This window comes from Streptomyces sp. NPDC053750 (genome assembly GCF_044544295.1).
Taxonomy (GTDB): Bacteria; Actinomycetota; Actinomycetes; order Streptomycetales; family Streptomycetaceae; genus Streptomyces.
The window spans coordinates 612,712-631,008 of sequence record NZ_JBITXB010000004.1 but is presented as its reverse complement, the minus strand read 5'-3'; the positions used below and the strand labels follow the sequence as shown (position 1 = coordinate 631,008).

General features: G+C 69.0%; 15 protein-coding genes and 4 tRNA genes. 10 read left to right on the top strand and 9 right to left on the bottom strand.

Annotation, left to right across the window (positions count from 1 at the left end):
- Positions 1-28: 28 nt before the first annotated feature.
- The 6 genes from ACIGO6_RS15625 (at position 29) to ACIGO6_RS15600 (ending at position 5,144) form a co-directional block, all read left to right on the top strand.
- Positions 29-101, top strand: a tRNA-Glu gene (locus tag ACIGO6_RS15625).
- A gap of 35 nt (positions 102-136) precedes the next feature.
- Positions 137-211: transfer RNA gene (locus ACIGO6_RS15620), tRNA-Asp, on the top strand.
- A gap of 24 nt (positions 212-235) precedes the next feature.
- Positions 236-309: transfer RNA gene (locus ACIGO6_RS15615), tRNA-Phe, on the top strand.
- A 106-nt stretch (positions 310-415) separates the two neighbouring features.
- Entirely contained in the window at positions 416-4,375 is a 3,960-nt protein-coding gene (gene hrpA / locus ACIGO6_RS15610; protein WP_399875786.1) for an ATP-dependent RNA helicase HrpA, read from the top strand.
- Positions 4,376-4,478: 103 nt separating this feature from the next.
- Positions 4,479-4,553 (top strand) — tRNA-Asp (locus ACIGO6_RS15605).
- Positions 4,554-4,931: 378 nt separating this feature from the next.
- Positions 4,932-5,144 carry a DUF6274 family protein gene (locus ACIGO6_RS15600; protein WP_399875784.1) on the top strand — a complete coding sequence of 71 codons (213 nt, stop codon included), beginning with the start codon at positions 4,932-4,934 and terminating at the stop codon, positions 5,142-5,144.
- A 468-nt stretch (positions 5,145-5,612) separates the two neighbouring features.
- On the opposite strand, the gene bldC is transcribed toward ACIGO6_RS15600, so the two are convergent.
- Positions 5,613-5,819 (bottom strand): developmental transcriptional regulator BldC, encoded by a 207-nt coding sequence (gene bldC / locus ACIGO6_RS15595; protein ID WP_003949541.1) that lies wholly within the window; start codon positions 5,817-5,819, stop codon positions 5,613-5,615.
- Between the two features lie 545 nt (positions 5,820-6,364).
- Positions 6,365-7,216, bottom strand: coding sequence for a hypothetical protein (locus ACIGO6_RS15590; protein ID WP_399875782.1), 852 nt, complete (start codon positions 7,214-7,216; stop codon positions 6,365-6,367).
- A gap of 219 nt (positions 7,217-7,435) precedes the next feature.
- Here ACIGO6_RS15590 and ACIGO6_RS15585 point away from each other — a divergent pair, with 219 nt between their 5' ends.
- Together ACIGO6_RS15585 and ACIGO6_RS15580 are read left to right on the top strand one after the other, a co-directional pair.
- A complete protein-coding gene (locus ACIGO6_RS15585) occupies positions 7,436-8,530 on the top strand; it encodes a Leu/Phe/Val dehydrogenase (protein ID WP_399875780.1) in 1,095 nt (364 codons plus the stop codon).
- 333 nt (positions 8,531-8,863) lie between these two features.
- Positions 8,864-9,115, top strand: coding sequence for a DUF3073 domain-containing protein (locus ACIGO6_RS15580; RefSeq protein ID WP_399875779.1), 252 nt, complete (start codon positions 8,864-8,866; stop codon positions 9,113-9,115).
- Between the two features lie 79 nt (positions 9,116-9,194).
- Here ACIGO6_RS15580 and purM read toward each other — a convergent pair whose 3' ends face one another.
- The 4 genes from purM to ACIGO6_RS15560 form a co-directional block, all read right to left on the bottom strand.
- The gene (gene purM / locus ACIGO6_RS15575) at positions 9,195-10,262 is read right to left on the bottom strand and encodes a phosphoribosylformylglycinamidine cyclo-ligase (protein ID WP_399875778.1); all 1,068 of its coding nucleotides are present in this window, start codon (positions 10,260-10,262) and stop codon (positions 9,195-9,197) included.
- Positions 10,263-10,307: 45 nt separating this feature from the next.
- Complete coding sequence (gene purF / locus ACIGO6_RS15570; RefSeq protein ID WP_399875776.1) at positions 10,308-11,834, bottom strand: amidophosphoribosyltransferase; 1,527 nt, start codon at positions 11,832-11,834, stop codon at positions 10,308-10,310.
- Between the two features lie 62 nt (positions 11,835-11,896).
- A complete protein-coding gene (locus ACIGO6_RS15565; RefSeq protein WP_399875774.1) occupies positions 11,897-12,682 on the bottom strand; it encodes an META domain-containing protein in 786 nt (261 codons plus the stop codon).
- Between the two features lie 65 nt (positions 12,683-12,747).
- Positions 12,748-13,545 carry a sterol carrier family protein gene (locus ACIGO6_RS15560; protein WP_399875773.1) on the bottom strand — a complete coding sequence of 266 codons (798 nt, stop codon included), beginning with the start codon at positions 13,543-13,545 and terminating at the stop codon, positions 12,748-12,750.
- 111 nt (positions 13,546-13,656) lie between these two features.
- Here ACIGO6_RS15560 and ACIGO6_RS15555 point away from each other — a divergent pair, with 111 nt between their 5' ends.
- Complete coding sequence (locus ACIGO6_RS15555; RefSeq protein WP_399875771.1) at positions 13,657-14,241, top strand: Uma2 family endonuclease; 585 nt, start codon at positions 13,657-13,659, stop codon at positions 14,239-14,241.
- Between the two features lie 59 nt (positions 14,242-14,300).
- Here the strand turns inward: ACIGO6_RS15555 and purL are convergent, their stop codons facing one another.
- The 3 genes from purL to purS are packed head-to-tail and all read right to left on the bottom strand — an operon-like array spanning position 14,301 to position 17,505.
- A complete protein-coding gene (gene purL, locus ACIGO6_RS15550; protein ID WP_399875769.1) occupies positions 14,301-16,559 on the bottom strand; it encodes a phosphoribosylformylglycinamidine synthase subunit PurL in 2,259 nt (752 codons plus the stop codon).
- On the bottom strand, positions 16,556-17,236 hold the full coding sequence (gene purQ, locus ACIGO6_RS15545) for a phosphoribosylformylglycinamidine synthase subunit PurQ (protein ID WP_399875768.1): 681 nt from the start codon (positions 17,234-17,236) through the stop codon (positions 16,556-16,558). Before purQ ends, purL begins: the two co-directional genes overlap by 4 nt.
- A complete protein-coding gene (gene purS / locus ACIGO6_RS15540) occupies positions 17,233-17,505 on the bottom strand; it encodes a phosphoribosylformylglycinamidine synthase subunit PurS (protein ID WP_003974895.1) in 273 nt (90 codons plus the stop codon). Before purS ends, purQ begins: the two co-directional genes overlap by 4 nt.
- A 350-nt stretch (positions 17,506-17,855) precedes the next feature.
- Between purS and ACIGO6_RS15535 the strand changes: the two genes are divergently transcribed.
- On the top strand, positions 17,856-18,173 hold the full coding sequence (locus ACIGO6_RS15535; RefSeq protein ID WP_127894179.1) for an Lsr2 family protein: 318 nt from the start codon (positions 17,856-17,858) through the stop codon (positions 18,171-18,173).
- Positions 18,174-18,297 lie beyond the last annotated feature (124 nt).

Genomic DNA, 18,297 nt, shown 5'->3' with positions numbered 1-18,297 from the left:
CGCTGAGAAGCGCCCAGGCGGGCCGATAGCCCTCATCGTCTAGCGGCCTAGGACGCCGCCCTTTCAAGGCGGTAGCACGGGTTCGAATCCCGTTGGGGGCACGCAGTTCAATGTGCGACACTGTCGTACGAAGCTTGGTCCTGTGGAGCAGTTTGGAGTGCTCGCCACCCTGTCAAGGTGGAGGCCGCGGGTTCAAATCCCGTCAGGACCGCTGAGGTTTCACGTGAAACCTCGCGGCTGGGTAGCTCAGTTGGTACGAGCGATCGCCTGAAAAGCGATAGGTCGCCGGTTCGACCCCGGCCCCAGCCACAGCAAAGGCCCCGATCTTCGGATCGGGGCCTTGTTGTATCTGTCGTACCTGCGGCGACAAAAGCGTTCGCCAGGTTTTTCTCGAGGATGCGATCCTGGAGTCCGTATGTCTACGCACCCCGCCCCCGCCCTCGGCACCCTCGCTCCCCGGCTGACCGAGCTGTCCCTGCGCGACGCGCACCGGCTCGGCCGCAGGCTCGAAGGTGCGCGGAAGATCCGTAAGCCGGAGGCCCGAGCCGCCGTTCTCGCCGAGATCGAGGCGGAGGTGGCCAAGGCCGAGCAGCGCGTCGGCGAGCGCCGCGCGCGTGTGCCCGCGGTCAGCTACCCGGAGCAGCTGCCCGTCAGCCAGAAGAAGGACGTGATCGCGGAGGCCATCCGTGATCACCAGGTCGTCATCGTCGCCGGCGAGACGGGGTCCGGGAAGACCACGCAGATCCCGAAGATCTGTGTCGAGCTCGGCCGTGGCGTGCGCGGGATGATCGGGCACACACAGCCCCGGCGGATCGCCGCCCGTACCGTCGCCGAGCGGGTGGCGGACGAGCTGGACACCCCGCTCGGGGAGACAGTCGGCTGGAAGGTGCGGTTCACCGACCAGGTGAACCCGGAGTCGACCTTCATCAAGCTGATGACGGACGGCATCCTGCTCGCCGAGATCCAGACCGACCGCGAGCTGCGCGCCTACGACACGATCATCATCGACGAGGCGCACGAGCGGTCCCTCAACATCGACTTCCTGCTGGGCTACCTCGCCCAGCTTCTGCCGAAGCGTCCCGACCTAAAGGTCGTCATCACGTCGGCGACCATCGACCCCGAGCGCTTCTCCCGCCACTTCGGTGACGCCCCGATCATCGAGGTCAGCGGGCGGACGTACCCCGTGGAGGTGCGGTACCGACCCCTTCTCGAAGAGGACGGGGACGACGCCGACCGGGATCAGATCACGGCGATCACCGATGCCGTCGAGGAGCTGATGGGGGAGGGCAAGGGCGACATCCTCGTCTTCCTCTCCGGCGAGCGCGAGATCCGGGACACCGCGGATGCCCTGGAGAAGAAGAAGTACAGATTCACCGAGGTGCTGCCGCTGTACGCGCGGCTGTCGCACGCCGAGCAGCACCGGGTCTTCCAGCAGCACACCGGGCGCAGGATCGTGCTGGCGACCAACGTCGCCGAGACCTCCCTCACCGTCCCGGGCATCAAGTACGTCATCGACCCCGGCTTCGCCCGGATCTCGCGGTACAGCCATCGCACCAAGGTCCAGCGGCTGCCCATCGAGGCGATCTCGCAGGCCAGCGCCAATCAGCGCAAGGGCCGCTGCGGCCGTACGTCCGACGGCATCTGCATCCGGCTGTACAGCGAGGACGACTTCAACGCGCGCCCGGAGTTCACGGACGCGGAGATCCTCCGTACGAACCTCGCCTCCGTCATCCTGCAGATGACCGCGGCCGGCCTCGGCGACATCGAGAAGTTCCCCTTCATCGATCCGCCGGACCACCGCAACATCCGGGACGGTGTGCAACTCCTCCAGGAGCTGGGCGCGCTGGACCCGGCGCAGAAGGACGTACGCAAGCGGCTCACCGACACCGGCCGCAAGCTCGCCCAGCTGCCCGTGGACCCGCGGCTGGCCCGGATGGTGCTGGAGGCCGACAAGAACGGCTGTGTCCGCGAGGTCATGGTCATCGCGGCGGCGCTCTCCATCCAGGACCCGCGCGAACGTCCGGCGGAGAAGCAGGCCCAGGCCGATCAGCAGCACGCCCGCTTCAAGGACGAGTCCAGCGACTTCCTCGCCTTCCTCAACCTGTGGCGCTACGTCCGCGAGCAGCAGAAGGAGCGGGGCTCGTCGTCGTTCCGCCGGATGTGCAAGCAGGAGTACCTCAACTTCCTGCGGATCCGTGAGTGGCAGGACATCTACACGCAGCTGCGCACGGTCGCCAAGCAGATGGGCATCCATCTCAACGACGCCGACCACCCCGCGCCGGACGACCGCGTGCACGTGTCGCTGCTGGCCGGGCTCCTCTCGCACGTCGGAATGAAGGACGTGAAGGAGGGCGCGAAGAACGAGTACCTGGGCGCGCGCAGCGCCAAGTTCGCGATCTTCCCCGGCTCGGCGCTGTTCAAGAAGCCCCCGCGCTTCGTGATGTCCGCGGAACTCGTCGAGACCTCCCGCCTCTGGGCCCGTGTCAACGCGAAGATCGAGCCCGAGTGGGTGGAGCCGCTCGCCGGCCATCTCCTCAAGCGGACGTACAGCGAGCCGCACTGGGAGAAGGACCAGGCGGCGGTGATGGCGTACGAGAAGGTCACGCTGTACGGCGTGCCGATCGTGGCCCAGCGCAAGGTGAACTACGGGCGGATCGACCCGGAGGTCAGCCGCGAGCTGTTCATCCGCAACGCCCTGGTGGAGGGCGACTGGCGCACGCACCACAAGTTCTTCGCGGACAACCGCCGGCTGCTGACCGAGGTCGAGGAGCTGGAGCACCGCGCGCGGCGCCGGGACATCCTGGTCGACGACGAGACGCTGTTCGACTTCTACGACCAGCGGGTGCCCGAACACGTCGTCTCGGGTGCGCATTTCGACTCGTGGTGGAAGCACAAGCGGCACGAGCAGCCCGACTTCCTCGACTTCGAGCGCGAGATGCTCATCAACGAGAAGGCGGGTGCGGTCACCAAGGACGACTATCCGGACTCCTGGCGTCAGGGGCCGCTGAAGTTCCGGGTGACGTACCAGTTCGAGCCGGGTGCGGACGCGGACGGTGTGACCGTCCACATCCCGCTCCAGGTACTCAACCAGGTCACGGACGAGGGCTTCGACTGGCAGATCCCGGGCCTCAGGGAGCAGGTCGTCACGGAGCTGATCCGGTCGCTGCCGAAGCCGATCCGCCGCCACTACGTGCCGGCGCCGAACTACGCGCAGAAGTTCCTGGAGCGGGCGGTACCGCTCCAGGAGCCGCTGACCGTGACCATGGCGCGGGAGCTGAAGCGCATGGTGGGGGTCCCCTTCGACGCGGAGGACTTCGACTGGGCGAAGGTCCCCGACCACCTCAAGATCACGTTCCGGATCGTCGACGAGCGGCGTCGCAAGCTGGCCGAGGACAAGGACCTGGAGGCGCTGAAGCTCCGCCTGAAGCCGAAGGCGCGCAAGGCGCTGTCGCAGGCGGCCGCGGCCACCGCGGAGCGCAGGGGCGGTGAGTCGGTGGAACGCACCGGCCTGACGGACTGGACGATCGGCACGCTGTCCCGTGTCTTCGAGACGCGTCGGGCGGGTCAGCCGGTGAAGGCGTATCCGGCGCTGGTCGACGACGGGCCGACGGCCGGCACCGTCTCCGTGCGGCTCTTCGACACCGAGGCCGAGCAGGCGCAGGCGATGTGGCGGGGCACGCGTCGGCTGATCCTGCGCAACATCCCGGTCAACCCTGCGAAGTTCGCGTCCGAAAAGCTGACCAACCAGCAGAAGCTGGGCCTCTCCGCGAATCCGCACGGCTCGATCCAGGCTCTGTTCGACGACTGCGCGACGGCGGCGGCGGACCGGCTGATCGCGGACTTCGGCGGGCCGGCGTGGGACGAGGAGTCGTACCGCAAGCTCTACGACAAGGTCCGGGCGGAGATCGTCGACACGACCGTCCGTACGGTGGGGCAGGTGCAGCAGGTGCTGGCCGCCTGGCAGGCCTGTGAACGGCGCCTGAAGGCCGTACGGAGTCCTGCGCTGCTGCCGAACCTCCAGGACGTGCGGGCGCAGTTGGACGGCCTGGTGAAGCCCGGTTTCGTGACGGAGGCGGGCATCGGGCGGCTGCCGGACCTGATGCGCTACCTGGTCGCCGCGGACCGGCGCCTGCAGCAGATGCCGACCGGGGTCCAGCGGGACACGACCCGGATGGAGAAGGTCCACGAGATGCAGGACGAGTACGCGTGGCTGCTGGAGCAGATGCCGCAGGGCCGGCCGGTGCCGCGTCAGGTCCTGGACGTGCGCTGGATGATCGAGGAGCTGCGGGTCAGCTATTTCGCCCACGCGCTGGGCACGGCGTACCCGGTCTCGGACAAGCGGATCGTGAAGGCGATCGACGCGCTCGCGCCCTAGCGAAGTGCGTGGCGGGACGTGCACGGAGGGTGAGTTCGACCCGGGGCTCGCCCTCCTGTACAGTCTCTTCTCGCAGCGCACGCAAGAAAGCGCCGCGAAACCTGGTCCTGTGGAGCAGTTTGGAGTGCTCGCCACCCTGTCAAGGTGGAGGCCGCGGGTTCAAATCCCGTCAGGACCGCAACAAGAAGGGCCGCACCGACTGGTGCGGCCCTTCTTCATTGGCCCCCCTGACAAGGTGGAGGCCGCGCCCGCGGCGCAGCCGCAATCGGGTACAGCAAATCCCGTCAGGACCGCAACAAGAAGGCCCGCACCGATTTGGTGCGGGCCTTCTTCATGGGCCCGACCCTGTTGGAGTCGGCCTCTTCCCTGCATCACCCGCGTCACAGCACACCCCCAGCCGCGGCACCCCTCCGGCCACGGGGCCCCCAGAGGCCCTCTGAGGCCCTCTGAGGCCCTCAGTGGCTCTCAGTGGCTCTCTCGCGGCCTTGACGGCGTCACATTCGGTCGGTACTCCAAAGACACGGCACGTTGTTCGTACGGCCCCTGGAGGTGGCGTATGGCGGCTTCGGTCAGGCACGAGACGCGGGCCCTGCTCCGTGCGCATCTGTCGGCCGCGTTGTCGTACCGCCACCTGACACGCCACTGTCCGATCTGCCACCGACTGCTGCGGCTGGCACTGGACTCGCCGGCCCCGCCGGCCCCCTCTGTCCTGCTGCCACCGACGGCCCGTCAAGAGGGCGTCGAGGCCGAGACGGCCTCCACCGGGTGATCCCCGCCGACTCCCTGCCGGCTCCCCTTCGACCCCAACGCCCTTGCCACGCCGACCTGGTGGAACCTGCGCTTCCTCTAGCGCACACACGCCCGAGCCAACAAGCTCCGTGTCCTGTGACGGGTGTCACCGCATAAGTTTTTGAAACGGTGGCACTTACGCCTCCCCTACAACGAGTCAATTTAATATGTGCAATTGCACTCTCCTCCCACCCGTCGCACACAGCGGATCCGACAGCCCTCCCCAGACTCCGACAAGGGCGCTCACAGGACGCACGGGCACACAAAAAAATCGCGCTGGACCCGGCGGAGTCCAGCGCGATCGACGACGCACCCTGTCGGTGACCCGACGTGTTCGAACGGCGTGGGCGGGGGGCCTGTTGGGGCAGGTCCCGCGTCGTGTGGAGCTGTGGTTCCGGGCGGCCTGGCAGGTTGGGGGACCTGCCGTTGTGCCCGGTTATTCAGTTGTTCAGGCCTCGCTGCGCTGCTGCGGGATGCCCGCGAGCAGAGCGCGGACCTCGGCCTCGCGGTAGCGGCGATGCCCGCCGAGCGTGCGGATCGACGTGAGCTTGCCGGCCTTCGCCCAGCGCGTGACCGTCTTCGGGTCGACGCGGAACATGGTGGCGACCTCAGCCGGGGTCAGCAGCGGCTCGGCATCAGGGGTGCGAGCGGTCATGAGCGGCCTCCTCGGGAGAACCGAACCTTCTCGGTTCTTTCCTCTAAATTCTGCACCTTGACCCGCGTTGCCCGAAATGGCGGACGCGAGTCGAGTCGGTTATAGGACGAACGGCTTGTCCTCGGCACTACAACTACACCATCTGTCCAGCCGCGTCGGCCAAACCGATGGAATTGCCCTCCCAGGTGTTCATCAGCGACGGAAGCCGATGGACCGTGCCATAGCGGACAGTCACGCCACTGTGACGATCAGTCACAGGACGATCAGAAGCCACCAGACCCCCCAAAAGCGTGCAATGTGGAGATTCCGCCCACAGTGCATCACAGCAGGACGGAAGGAGCCCTCCCCGGGCTCCTTGTCCTATTTTGGCATGAGGAGAGGGAAGCGGCGCAAGAGTGATGAACGTGCGTTCCGTCACGCTTGACACATACGCCCGGATCAGGGCCTACGTCCCATGTTGACAAAGCATCAGCACAGGCGTCACCACACCCGGGGCGAGTGTCAGGTCGGAAGACGAAACCCCAAAACGGGCGGTACGTCAAACGTCAGTTCGCCGACCGTCGGTCCCGCACCGACCGCCACCGCTCCACCAGCCGCCCGTACGCCGCCCCCGCCGTGGCCCCGTCGCCGTGGCGCAGCGCCTCGATGCCCTCGGCGACGTCCGCCGCGGAGTGGTCGTCCTCCAGGTCGCCGGGCGGCAGCGCGTGCACGAGCCCGCCGTAGTCGAGCTCCACCAGTGAGCGCGGGTGGAACTCCTCCAGCCAGCGCCCCACGTCCACCAGGCCGTCGATCAGCGGCCCCTCGTCCATGGCCTCCTTCAGGGCCCTCAGGCCCCGGGCCACCCGGCGGCGGGCCTGCACCATCGGCGTCCGGTAGCGCAGGACCGGTGCCTGCGCCCCGGGGCCGGCGCCGCCCTTGTCGTACTCCCGCTCCGCGTCGGAGACCAGCGCGAACCAGTTGATCGGCACCTGCCAGGTCGCGGTGCGGATCCAGGGGCGCGCGTCCGGGTTGCGCTCTAGCCAGCGCTCGTAGTCCTGCGCGCTCTGGCGGCGCACGACCGGGGGGAGCAGCGCGTTCAGGACCGGTTCCGGGAAGTCCTCGGCCAGCTCCTCCAGGGCCTGCCAGCCGCGCAGCCGGGTCCGCCACGGGCAGACGCAGACCACGCCGTCGGCCTCGGTCACGAAGGCGTCGGCGCTCTCGTGCACCGGTACGGGAACCGGTGGGGTCGGCAGCAGGTCGGCCAGGGAGCGGCGGAGTTCGTCCTGGTAGGAGGGGAGGTCGGTGCGGCGGGCGTAGCGCGTCCAGTGGCTGCGCTCCGGCTCGGGGAAGGCGGTCAGCGGCTCGTACACGCGCAGGTAGGCCGCGTAGGGGACGATCACCGAGGACACCTTGGGCACGCCTGCTCCCTCCCCCGCGCACCGCCCCGAAAACCTGCCGGAACCGATCACAAACGCGCGGGAACCTCAGCAAATCGTCGCACGCCCGTACTCCGTGCGGAGGTGATCCTGAGCACTGTGCGGCGGGGGGACCCCGGCAGGCTCTAATCTCGTGCCACAGTCCCCGCCACCCGCACGGGGACAGGTCTCACCCGCCGCACCTACACAGGAGTCACCACCGTGACCGACGTAACCGGCGCACCTGCTGATGTACTGCACACCCTGTTCCACTCGGAGCAGGGGGGTCATGAGCAAGTCGTGCTCTGCCAGGACCGCGCCAGCGGTCTCAAGGCCGTCATCGCCCTTCACTCCACCGCCCTGGGCCCCGCGCTCGGCGGTACGCGCTTCTATCCGTACGCGAACGAGGCGGAGGCCGTCGCCGACGCGCTGAACCTCGCGCGCGGGATGTCGTACAAGAACGCCATGGCCGGTCTCGACCACGGCGGCGGCAAGGCCGTGATCATCGGCGACCCGGAGCAGATCAAGTCGGAGGAGCTGCTCCTCGCCTACGGCCGGTTCGTCGCCTCGCTCGGCGGTCGCTACGTCACCGCCTGCGACGTCGGCACCTACGTCGCCGACATGGACGTCGTGGCCCGCGAGTGCCGCTGGACGACCGGGCGCTCCCCCGAGAACGGCGGCGCGGGGGACTCCTCCGTGCTCACCGCCTTCGGCGTCTACCAGGGCATGCGTGCCTCCGCCCAGCACCTGTGGGGCGACCCGTCGCTGCGCGACCGCACCGTCGGCATCGCGGGCGTCGGCAAGGTCGGCCACCACCTGGTCGAGCACCTGCTGGCCGAGGGCGCGCACGTCGTCGTCACCGACGTGCGCAAGGACGTCGTCCGGGGCATCACGGAGCGGCACCCCTCGGTGGTCGCCGTCGCCGACACCGACGCGCTGATCCGGGTCGAGAACCTGGACATCTACGCCCCCTGCGCGCTCGGCGGCGCGCTGAACGACGACACCGTGCCGGTGCTGACCGCCAGGGTGGTCTGCGGTGCCGCCAACAACCAGCTCGCCCACCCGGGCGTGGAGAAGGACCTCGCCGACCGCGGGATCCTCTACGCGCCGGACTACGTGGTGAACGCCGGCGGTGTCATCCAGGTCGCCGACGAGCTGCACGGCTTCGATTTCGACCGGTGCAAGGCGAAGGCCGCGAAGATCTACGACACCACGCTGGCCATCTTCGCACGTGCGAAGGAGGACGGTATTCCGCCGGCCGCCGCGGCCGACCGGATCGCCGAGCAGCGGATGGCGGAGGCGCGCACCCGGCGCTGACCGGGCGGCACCCCGACTCTGTTCGAATGTTGTTCGAGCAAGGGTTCTCGAAGATTTGACCGGTACCCGCCGGGGGGCAGTTGGAGAGAACTCTCACTTCTCCCGGCGGGTCGACCGTCGAAAGGTGGTTAAAATCGCCGTTGACCAGCGAGGACAGGGCGCCTCGAAGGTCCTGGGCGTAGCCACGTCCTGCGGGCGACGTACCGTATGGGCGTGGGCTCAGGTACCGTGGAAGCCCTACGGACCGGTCTCTCCACGGAGAGCCCGTTCCGGACCATGAACGCGTGTCAAGACTCTGGGGCCGTCGAGCCCCGTCGTTGAGGGGGTCGAGCCATGGGGCGCGGCCGGGCCAAGGCCAAGCAGACGAAGGTCGCCCGCCAGCTGAAGTACAACAGCGGTGGGACTGATCTCTCCCGCCTGGCCGAGGAGCTGGGCGCATCGCCGTCGAATTCGCAACCGCCGAACGGCGAGCAATTCGAGGACGATGAGCAGGACGACGACGTGTACGCACGGTACGCCGACCTTTACGAGGACGATGACGAGGATGAGGACGGCCAGTCCTCACAACAACGTCGCGGCGCTTGACCTCGCACTGCAACACCCGCCCGGTCGGTGACTCAGGTCACCGACCGGGTTCTGTGCTACCCGCGGGTACCGCAGCGGCTCAGGCGGCGTAGTCGCCGACGAGCGCCGCGCCCGTCCCGTGGTCGCCGCGGTCGGTGATCTCGCCGGCCACCCAGGCGTCCACGCCGCGGTCGGCCAGGGTCGCCAGTGCCACGTCCGTCGACTCCTCGGGCACGATCGCGATCATGCCCACACCCATGTTCAGGGTCTTCTCCAGCTCCAGGCGCTCGACCTTGCCGGTCGTCTCGACCAGGTCGAAGATCGCGCCCGGGGTCCAGGTGGAGCGGTCGACGGTCGCGTGCAGGCCGTCGGGGATCACACGGGCCAGGTTGGCGGCGAGGCCGCCTCCGGTGACGTGGCTGAAGGCGTGGACCTCGGTGGTGCGGGTGAGGGCCAGGCAGTCCAGGGAGTAGATCTTGGTCGGCTCCAGGAGCTCCTCGCCCAGCGTGCGGCCGAGGCCGTCCAGGTGGGCGTCGAGCGACAGACCGGCCTCGTTCAGCAGGACGTGGCGGACGAGCGAGTACCCGTTCGAGTGAAGCCCGGAGGCGGCCATGGCGACGACCGCGTCACCCTTGCGGATGCGGTCGGGGCCCAGCAGCCGGTCGGCCTCCACGACGCCCGTACCGGCGCCGGCGACGTCGAAGTCGTCCTCGCCCAGCAGGCCCGGGTGCTCGGCCGTCTCGCCGCCGACCAGGGCGCACCCGGCCAGCACACAGCCCTCGGCGATGCCCTTGACGATGGCGGCGACACGCTCGGGGTGGACCTTGCCGACGCAGATGTAGTCGGTCATGAACAGCGGCTCGGCGCCGCAGACCACGATGTCGTCCATGACCATGGCGACCAGGTCGTGGCCGATGGTGTCGTAGACGCCCAGCCGACGGGCGATGTCGACCTTGGTGCCGACGCCGTCGGTGGCGGAGGCGAGCAGCGGACGCTCGTAGTTCTTGAGGGCGGAGGCGTCGAAGAGGCCGGCGAAGCCGCCGAGGCCGCCGAGGACCTCGGGGCGCTGCGTCTTCTTCACCCACTCCTTCATGAGCTCGACGGCGCGGTCGCCCGCCTCGATGTCGACGCCCGCGGCTGCGTAGCTGGCACCAGTTGTGTCAGACATGACGATGAGAACCTTTGTGTCGTACGGCAGGTGGTGCGGGCGGCGCTACGGGCGACGGATGGCGTCGGCGGCGGCCGTCGCGGCGGGCCCGGCGGCCAGCTCGGTCTCCAGGAGCTGCTTGCCGAGCAGCTCGGGGTCGGGGAGCTCCATCGGGTACTCGCCGTCGAAGCAGGCGCGGCACAGGTTCGGCTTGGCGATGGTGGTCGCCTCGATCATGCCGTCGATGGAGATGTACGCCAGGGAGTCGGCGCCCAGCGAGGTGCCGATCTCGTCGATGCTCATGCCGTTGGCGATGAGCTCGGCGCGGGTGGCGAAGTCGATGCCGAAGAAGCAGGGCCACTTCACCGGCGGGGAGGAGATCCGGATGTGGACCTCGGCGGCGCCGGCCTCGCGGAGCATGCGGACCAGGGCCCGCTGGGTGTTGCCGCGGACGATGGAGTCGTCGACGACGACCAGCCGCTTGCCCTTGATGACTTCCTTCAGGGGGTTCAGCTTCAGACGGATGCCGAGCTGGCGGATGGTCTGCGAGGGCTGGATGAAGGTGCGGCCGACGTAGGCGTTCTTCACCAGGCCGTTGCCGAAGGGGATGCCGGAGGCCTCGGCGTACCCGATCGCGGCGGGGGTGCCGGACTCCGGGGTCGCTATGACCAGGTCGGCGTCGGCGGGGGCCTCCTTGGCCAGCTTGCGGCCCATCTCGACGCGTGAGAGGTACACGTTCCGGCCGGCGATGTCGGTGTCCGGGCGGGCCAGGTACACGTACTCGAAGACACAGCCCTTGGGCTTCGCTTCCGCGAATCGGGAAGTGCGCAGACCGTTCTCGTCAATGGCGACGAACTCGCCCGGCTCGATCTCGCGGACGTAGGAGGCGCCGCAGATGTCGAGGGCGGCGGACTCCGAGGCGACCACCCAGCCGCGCTCGAGGCGGCCGAGGACCAGCGGGCGGATGCCCTGCGGGTCGCGGGCGGCGTACAGGGTGTGCTCGTCCATGAAGACGAGGGAGAAGGCGCCGCGCACCTGGGGCAGCACCTTGGCGGCCGCGTCCTCGATGGTCAGCGGCTTGCCGTCGTCGTCGACCTGGCCCGCGAGCAGCGCGGTGACCAGGTCGGTGTCGTTGGTCGCCGCGACCCGCGTGGAGCGGCCTTCCTGCTTGGGCAGGTCGGCGACCAGCTCGGCGAGCTGGGCGGTGTTGACGAGGTTGCCGTTGTGCCCGAGCGCGATGGAGCCCTGCGCGGTGGCACGGAACGTCGGCTGGGCGTTCTCCCACACGGAGGCGCCGGTGGTCGAGTAGCGGGCGTGTCCGACCGCGATATGACCCTGGAGCGAACCGAGAGAGGTCTCGTCGAAGACCTGGGAAACCAGGCCCATGTCCTTGAAGACGAGGATCTGGGAGCCGTTGCTGACCGCGATTCCCGCGGATTCCTGGCCCCGATGCTGGAGGGCGTAGAGCCCGAAGTACGTGAGCTTTGCGACCTCTTCACCCGGAGCCCAGACACCGAAGACGCCGCAAGCGTCCTGGGGGCCCTTCTCGCCGGGAAGTAGATCGTGATTGAGTCGACCGTCACCACGTGGCACGTTCCCGAGTGTAGGCGAGGTCGACCACTGGTCCGAATTGGGGATACCGGCTCAGATGTGGATCACTGGTCGGCGACGGCTCGGACGGTGGTGCCGTCTTCGCTGGTCAGCGTGAGGGTCTCCTGATCGATTCGGTAGTCGACCCGGCCCTCGAAAAGGCGCAGCATCCGCTTCTCGGCGTCCATGAGTGAGCCTTCGCACATCATTCGGGTGGTGGCCGGAGCGCCGAGGGTGATATGTCCGTCGCGGACGGTGGCCTCGGCGTTGACGTGGTTGCAGGGGAGGCGGCCGGAGACGGTTTTCGCGTCGGGGTCGAAGGTGAGGTGGGCGCGGCCCGCGGGACCCGGGGCGGTGACGGTCCACTTCGTGCCGTACAGGGAGGCGTCCTTCGCCCTGCTGAGCTGGACGGTGTCGCCGTCGGGGGTGGTGAGGGTCAGGCGTTCGCCCTCGGCCTCGGCGGTGAGCTCGGTGGTGAGGGTGCGTCCGAGGGACTTCTCGTAGTCGGCCGGTGTGTTCTCGCAGGCCTTCTCGGTGAACATGGCGTCGCTGAGCCGGATGCGCTCGCCGTCGATGTCGGCGCGGGCGCTGAAGCTGTTGCAGCCGGTGCTGCCGGCCGCGTGTCCCTGGTCGGTGATGTGGACCCGTGCCGTGTCCGGCGCCCGGTGGGTGGTGCCGTCCACGGTGACGCTGTCGATGCTCCACCGGACGCCGGTGACGGGTTCGCCCGCTCCGACGGAGCCGCTGCCGCCGTCCGCCTTCTCGCTGCCGCAGGCGGTCGCGAGCGGGACGAGCGCGGCCATGGCCGCCACGGTCAGGGTCATGCTGCGCTGCTGCTTCTGCCTGTACATGCCGATTCGACGAAGGCGCGGAGGAACCGGTTCCCCTCTGGTTCCCCTCTGGTCCCCTTCGCTGTTCACCTGAGCAGCGGCAGCAGGCCCCCGAGGTCGGCCCGCTCCCCGCTCGCGCTCACCTTCGCGTCGGCCACGGCGTCCTTCCAGGCCAGCCTCCCGGTCGCCAGCCGGACCCAGGTCAGCGGGTCGGTCTCGACGACGTTGGGCGGGGTGCCCCGGGTGTGCCGGGGCCCCTCGACGCACTGCACGACGGCGTACGGCGGGATCCGCACCTCCGTCGAACCGCCGGGCGCCTTCACGGCGAGCGCGTCGGCCAGCAGCCGGCTGGCGGCGGCCAGAGCCTGCCGGTCGTAGGGGATGTCGAGGCCGGGCACGGCGTCGGCCAGGTCGTCGGTGTGGACGACCAGCTCGACGGTGCGGGTGACCACGTAGTCGGCCAGCGGAAGGGCGCCCGCGCTGGTGGGCAGCAACCTGCTGCCCGGGTGGGTGTCGAGGCGTTCGGTGAAGCACCGCTCGACCTCGGCGAGGTGGGCGTCGAGGTCGGGGTGCTCGGCTGCCAGCCGGCGGGCGGTGCCGGCGATGGCGTCCGCGTCGGCGGCGATGGCGAACGGCCAGTCGAGCAGCCGCCCGTCCTGCCGCGCGGGCTCGGGCTCGCCGAGCAACCGGTCCACGGCGGTCAGCGCCATCCCGACGTGCGCGACCAGCTCCCGCACGGTCCAGTCCCCGAGCCGCGTGGGCAGGCCGAGTTGCTCGGGGGTGAGGGTGCGGACCGCCGCCCGTACGTTGCCGAACTGGGCGAGCACGGCGGCGCGGGTACGGGCGGGGTCGTAGGCGCGGGGGCGTTTTCTGGCGGGGGGCATGGGGTGAGCCTATGCGGGCGGCACTCACTCGTACGTGTGTCTGGCCAGGAAAGACCACCCCGGGGCGCCGAACCCCGGAAACACTGGTCCGCGCCTGGAAGGAGGTGCAACATGACGGTTATGGCCGAGCACACGTCTCAGATGTCGGTGGACGAGTTCGAAACGATCGCTTCCGCCGCTCCCGAGACCGTCACGTTGGAGTTCATTGACGGACGGATCGGGGTCAAGCAAGTGACCGACGGGGATCACGACACCATCGTGTCCTGGCTGGCCAAGCGCTGTATTCAGGCCCGGCCGGACCTGGACCTTTACCATGCGCGAGGCCTCCGCGTCGACGCGTACCGGCAGAGCAGGGCCCGGCCGGACGCCGTGCTCGTACCCGAGGCCCACTTCGCGGGATACGGCGAATGGGCCGATCCAGCCGGGGCGCTCATGGTCGTTGAGGTCACCTCGTACGACTCGGACACGGACCGGCGGGACCGACACGAGAAGCCGGCTGCCTACGGACAGGCGGGAATCCCCCTGTACCTACTGATTGACCGGGACAACTGCACAGTCACGGTGCACAGCGGCCCGGACCGGAAGGTCGGCGGCTACCGGGACGCCCGCGTCACGAAGTTCGGCGAGACGCTGGTCCTGCCGGACCCCGTCGGCATCGAACTCGACACGGAGATCCTCAAGAACTACGTGCGATAGCGACGAAGAACGCCGAGGCCCCGTCCGGAACCGGACGGGGCCTCGGCCGTGCGGGCCTGCTACGCCAGCAGCCCCGGGATCGTCCCCTCGTGGGTCTCGCGCAGCTCGGTCAGGGGCAGCGTGAACTCGCCCTGGACCTCGACCGCGTCGCCGTCGACCACGCCGATGCGGGTGGCGGGCAGGCCGCGGGCGCCGCACATGTCGTTGAAGCGGACTTCCTCCGAGCGCGGGACGGCGACGACCGCACGGCCCGCCGACTCCGAGAACAGGAAGGTGAAGGCGTCAAGACCGTCCGGTACGACCAGACGCGCGCCCTTGCCGCCGAGCAGCGCCGACTCGACGACCGCCTGGACCAGACCGCCGTCGGACAGGTCGTGCGCGGAGTCGATCATGCCGTCGCGGGAGGCGGAGATCAGGATCTCGCCGAGGAGGCGTTCGCGCTCCAGGTCGACCTTCGGGGGCAGGCCACCGAGGTGGTCGTGGATCACCTGGGACCAGGCCGAGCCGCCGAACTCCTCACGCGTGTCGCCGAGGAGGTACAGCAGGTGGCCGTCCTCCTGGAAGGCGACCGGCGTGCGGCGGGCCACGTCGTCGATGACGCCGAGGACCGCGACCACCGGGGTGGGGTGGATGGCGGCCTCACCCGTCTGGTTGTAGAGCGAGACGTTGCCGCCGGTCACCGGGGTGCCGAGCTGCCGGCAGCCGTCGGCCAGGCCGCGCACGGCCTCCGCGAACTGCCACATCACCGCCGGGTCCTCCGGTGAGCCGAAGTTCAGGCAGTCGGAGACCGCGAGGGGCTTCGCGCCGGTCGTGGCGACGTTGCGGTAGGCCTCCGCCAGGGCCAGCTGCGCGCCCGTGTACGGGTCGAGCTTGGCGTAGCGGCCGTTGCCGTCGGTGGCGATGGCGACGCCGAGGCCGGTCTCCTCGTCCACGCGGATCATGCCGGAGTCCTCGGGCTGGGCGAGGACGGTGTTGCCCTGCACGAAGTGGTCGTACTGCTGGGTGATCCACTTCTTGGACGCCTGGTTGGGCGAGCCGACCAGCTTCAGGACCTGGTCCTTCAGCTCGTCGGAGGTCTGCGGGCGCGGCAGCTTGTTCGCGTCGTCGGCCTGGAGGGCGTCCTGCCAGTCCGGGCGGGCGTACGGGCGCTCGTAGACCGGGCCCTCGTGCGCGACCGTGCGCGGGTCGACGTCGACGATCTTGCCGCCGTGCCAGTAGATCTCCAGGCGGTCGCCGTCGGTCACCTCACCGATGACGGTGGCGATGACGTCCCACTTCTCGCAGATCTCCAGGAAGCGGTCGACCTTGCCCGGCTCCACGACCGCGCACATGCGCTCCTGCGACTCGCTCATGAGGATTTCCTCGGGCGAGAGGGTGGAGTCGCGCAGGGGGACGTCGTCCAGGGTGACGCGCATGCCGCCGGAGCCGTTGGAGGCCAGTTCGCTGGTCGCGCAGGACAGGCCCGCGGCTCCCAGGTCCTGGATGCCGACGACCAGCTTCTCGGCGAAGGCCTCCAGGGTGCACTCGATGAGGAGCTTCTCCTGAAAGGGGTCGCCGACCTGGACGGCGGGGCGCTTGGACGGCTTGGCGTCGTCGAAGGTCTCCGAGGCGAGGATCGACGCGCCGCCGATGCCGTCGCCGCCGGTGCGGGCGCCGTACAGGATGACCTTGTTGCCCGCGCCGGACGCCTTGGCGAGGTGGATGTCCTCGTGCCGCATGACGCCGATGGCACCGGCGTTGACCAGCGGGTTGCCCTGGTAGCAGGCGTCGAAGACGACCTCGCCGCCGATGTTGGGCAGACCCAGGCAGTTGCCGTAGCCGCCGATGCCGGCGACGACGCCCGGGAGGACGCGCTTGGTGTCGGGGTGGTCGGCGGCGCCGAAGCGCAGGGGGTCCACGACCGCGACCGGACGGGCGCCCATCGCGATGATGTCGCGGACGATGCCGCCGACACCCGTGGCCGCGCCCTGGTAGGGCTCCACGTAGGAGGGGTGGTTGTGCGACTCGACCTTGAAGGTGACCGCGTAGCCCTGGCCGACGTCGACGACACCGGCGTTCTCGCCGATGCCGACGAGCATCGCGTCGGACTCGGGGGCCTTCTCGCCGAACTGGCGCAGGTGGACCTTGCTGCTCTTGTACGAGCAGTGCTCGGACCACATCACCGAGTACATGGCCAGCTCCGCGCCGGTGGGGCGGCGGCCGAGGATCTCCACGACCCTCTCGTACTCGTCCTTCTTCAGACCGAGTTCGGCCCAGGGCAGCTCGACGTCGGGGGTCGCGGCCGCGTGCTCGACCGTGTCCAGAGGCGTCCGGCTCATGCGTTGACCAGCTTCTTGAGGATCGAGGTGAAGAACGGGAGGCCGTCGGTGCGGCCGGTGCCGATCAGCGGCTCGACGGCGTGCTCGGGGTGCGGCATGAGGCCGACGACGTTCCCCGCCGCGTTGGTGATGCCGGCGATGTCGTTGAGCGAGCCGTTCGGGTTGAAGTCCATGTACCGGAAGGCGACACGGCCCTCGGCCTCCAGCTCGTCCAGCGTCCGCTGGTCGGCGACGTAACGCCCGTCCATGTTCTTCAGCGGGATGTGGATCTCCTGGCCGGCGGTGTAGTCGCTGGTCCAGGACGTGTCCGCGTTCTCCACCCGCAGCTTCTGGTCGCGGCAGATGAAGTGCAGGTGGTCGTTGCCCAGCATGCCGCCGGGGAGCAGGTGGGCCTCCGTGAGGATCTGGAAGCCGTTGCAGATGCCGAGGACCGGGAGCCCGGCCTTGGCCTGGTCGATGACCGTGTCCATCACCGGCGAGAAGCGCGCGATGGCGCCGGCGCGCAGATAGTCGCCGTAGGAGAAACCACCGCAGAGCACCACGGCGTCGACCTGCTTGAGGTCCTTGTCCTTGTGCCAGAGGGCGACGGGTTCGGCGCCGGCGACGCGGATCGCGCGCTGCGTGTCCCGGTCGTCGAGAGAGCCGGGGAAAGTGACGACGCCAATACGAGCGGTCACTTCGCGGCCCCCGCGACTACGTCTTCGGACTCGACCTTGACGGTGAAGTCCTCGATCACGGTGTTGGCGAGGAAGGATTCCGCAAGATCATGGATGCGGGCGAGGGCGGCGTCGTCGACCGGCCCGTCCACTTCCAGTTCGAATCGCTTTCCCTGACGGACGTCCGAGATCCCTTCGAAACCCAGCCGCGGCAGTGCGCGCTGCACCGCCTGGCCCTGGGGGTCGAGGATCTCCGGCTTGAGCATGACGTCGACTACGACGCGTGCCACTGGCACTCCCGGTGTGTGGTGCTGAGCAGGTTCCTTCAGACTACCCGTACAAAATTTCTACGCGCGTAGCCTTGGAGGAAAGTACGTGAGCCCTGTCACGATTCGGACTCGGGGGGAGGCCGTCACGAAAAGCTTCGGGAAAGATCTCGGATCAGGGCTGGACGCCTATTGCGCGACGGACACGCGGGAAGATTTAGTCGGGCTTCCCATTGCAATGCCGGGCCCTGTACAAATGAAATGTCATTAGCCGATACTTTGCCCAATTACAGGCGAACAGTCGGCATCATCGCGGCGTCTTGGCACGTTCGGGCACGTCATCGCGGAGATGCCGCACGAAGGGACCGATATTCGTGGCGCAGCGTGTCGTGGTCACTCTCTTTGACGACATCGACGGCTCGGAAGCGGCGGAGACGATCGCCTTCGGAGTCGACGGCCGGATGTACGAGATCGACCTGAACGAAGCCAATGCCCGGAAACTGCGCAAGGCGCTCGAGCCGTACGTGTCGGCCGGCCGCAAGCGGTCGCGCTCCGGCAAGGCGTACCGGCAGACGGAGGTCGCCCCCGACCCGGCGGCGGTCCGGGCCTGGGCCCAGGCGAACAGGATGGACGTGCCCGCGCGGGGCCGGATCCCGAAGAAGGTCTACGAGGCGTTCGCCGAGGCGCAGTGAGCCGTGGGCGACGAGCCGCGCGCGATGAGCGGTGGGCCACGAGCCGCACGCGACGAGCCCCTCGCGGCAACCGACTTGCGCAGCACCCCGGGTGATCAGCTAAAGTCTGGAGCACGCCGAGGGG

What these genes read in the sequence shown, in the direction of transcription:
- hrpA (WP_399875786.1), top strand. Translation starts at nt 416, where the DNA reads ATGTCTACGCACCCCGCCCCCGCCCTCGGCACCCTCGCTCCCCGGCTG.
- ACIGO6_RS15600 (WP_399875784.1), top strand. Translation starts at nt 4,932, where the DNA reads ATGGCGGCTTCGGTCAGGCACGAGACGCGGGCCCTGCTCCGTGCGCAT.
- bldC (WP_003949541.1), bottom strand. Translation starts at nt 5,819, where the DNA reads ATGACCGCTCGCACCCCTGATGCCGAGCCGCTGCTGACCCCGGCTGAG.
- ACIGO6_RS15580 (WP_399875779.1), top strand. Translation starts at nt 8,864, where the DNA reads ATGGGGCGCGGCCGGGCCAAGGCCAAGCAGACGAAGGTCGCCCGCCAG.
- purM (WP_399875778.1), bottom strand. Translation starts at nt 10,262, where the DNA reads ATGTCTGACACAACTGGTGCCAGCTACGCAGCCGCGGGCGTCGACATC.
- ACIGO6_RS15565 (WP_399875774.1), bottom strand. Translation starts at nt 12,682, where the DNA reads ATGTACAGGCAGAAGCAGCAGCGCAGCATGACCCTGACCGTGGCGGCC.
- ACIGO6_RS15560 (WP_399875773.1), bottom strand. Translation starts at nt 13,545, where the DNA reads ATGCCCCCCGCCAGAAAACGCCCCCGCGCCTACGACCCCGCCCGTACC.
- ACIGO6_RS15555 (WP_399875771.1), top strand. Translation starts at nt 13,657, where the DNA reads ATGACGGTTATGGCCGAGCACACGTCTCAGATGTCGGTGGACGAGTTC.
- purL (WP_399875769.1), bottom strand. Translation starts at nt 16,559, where the DNA reads ATGAGCCGGACGCCTCTGGACACGGTCGAGCACGCGGCCGCGACCCCC.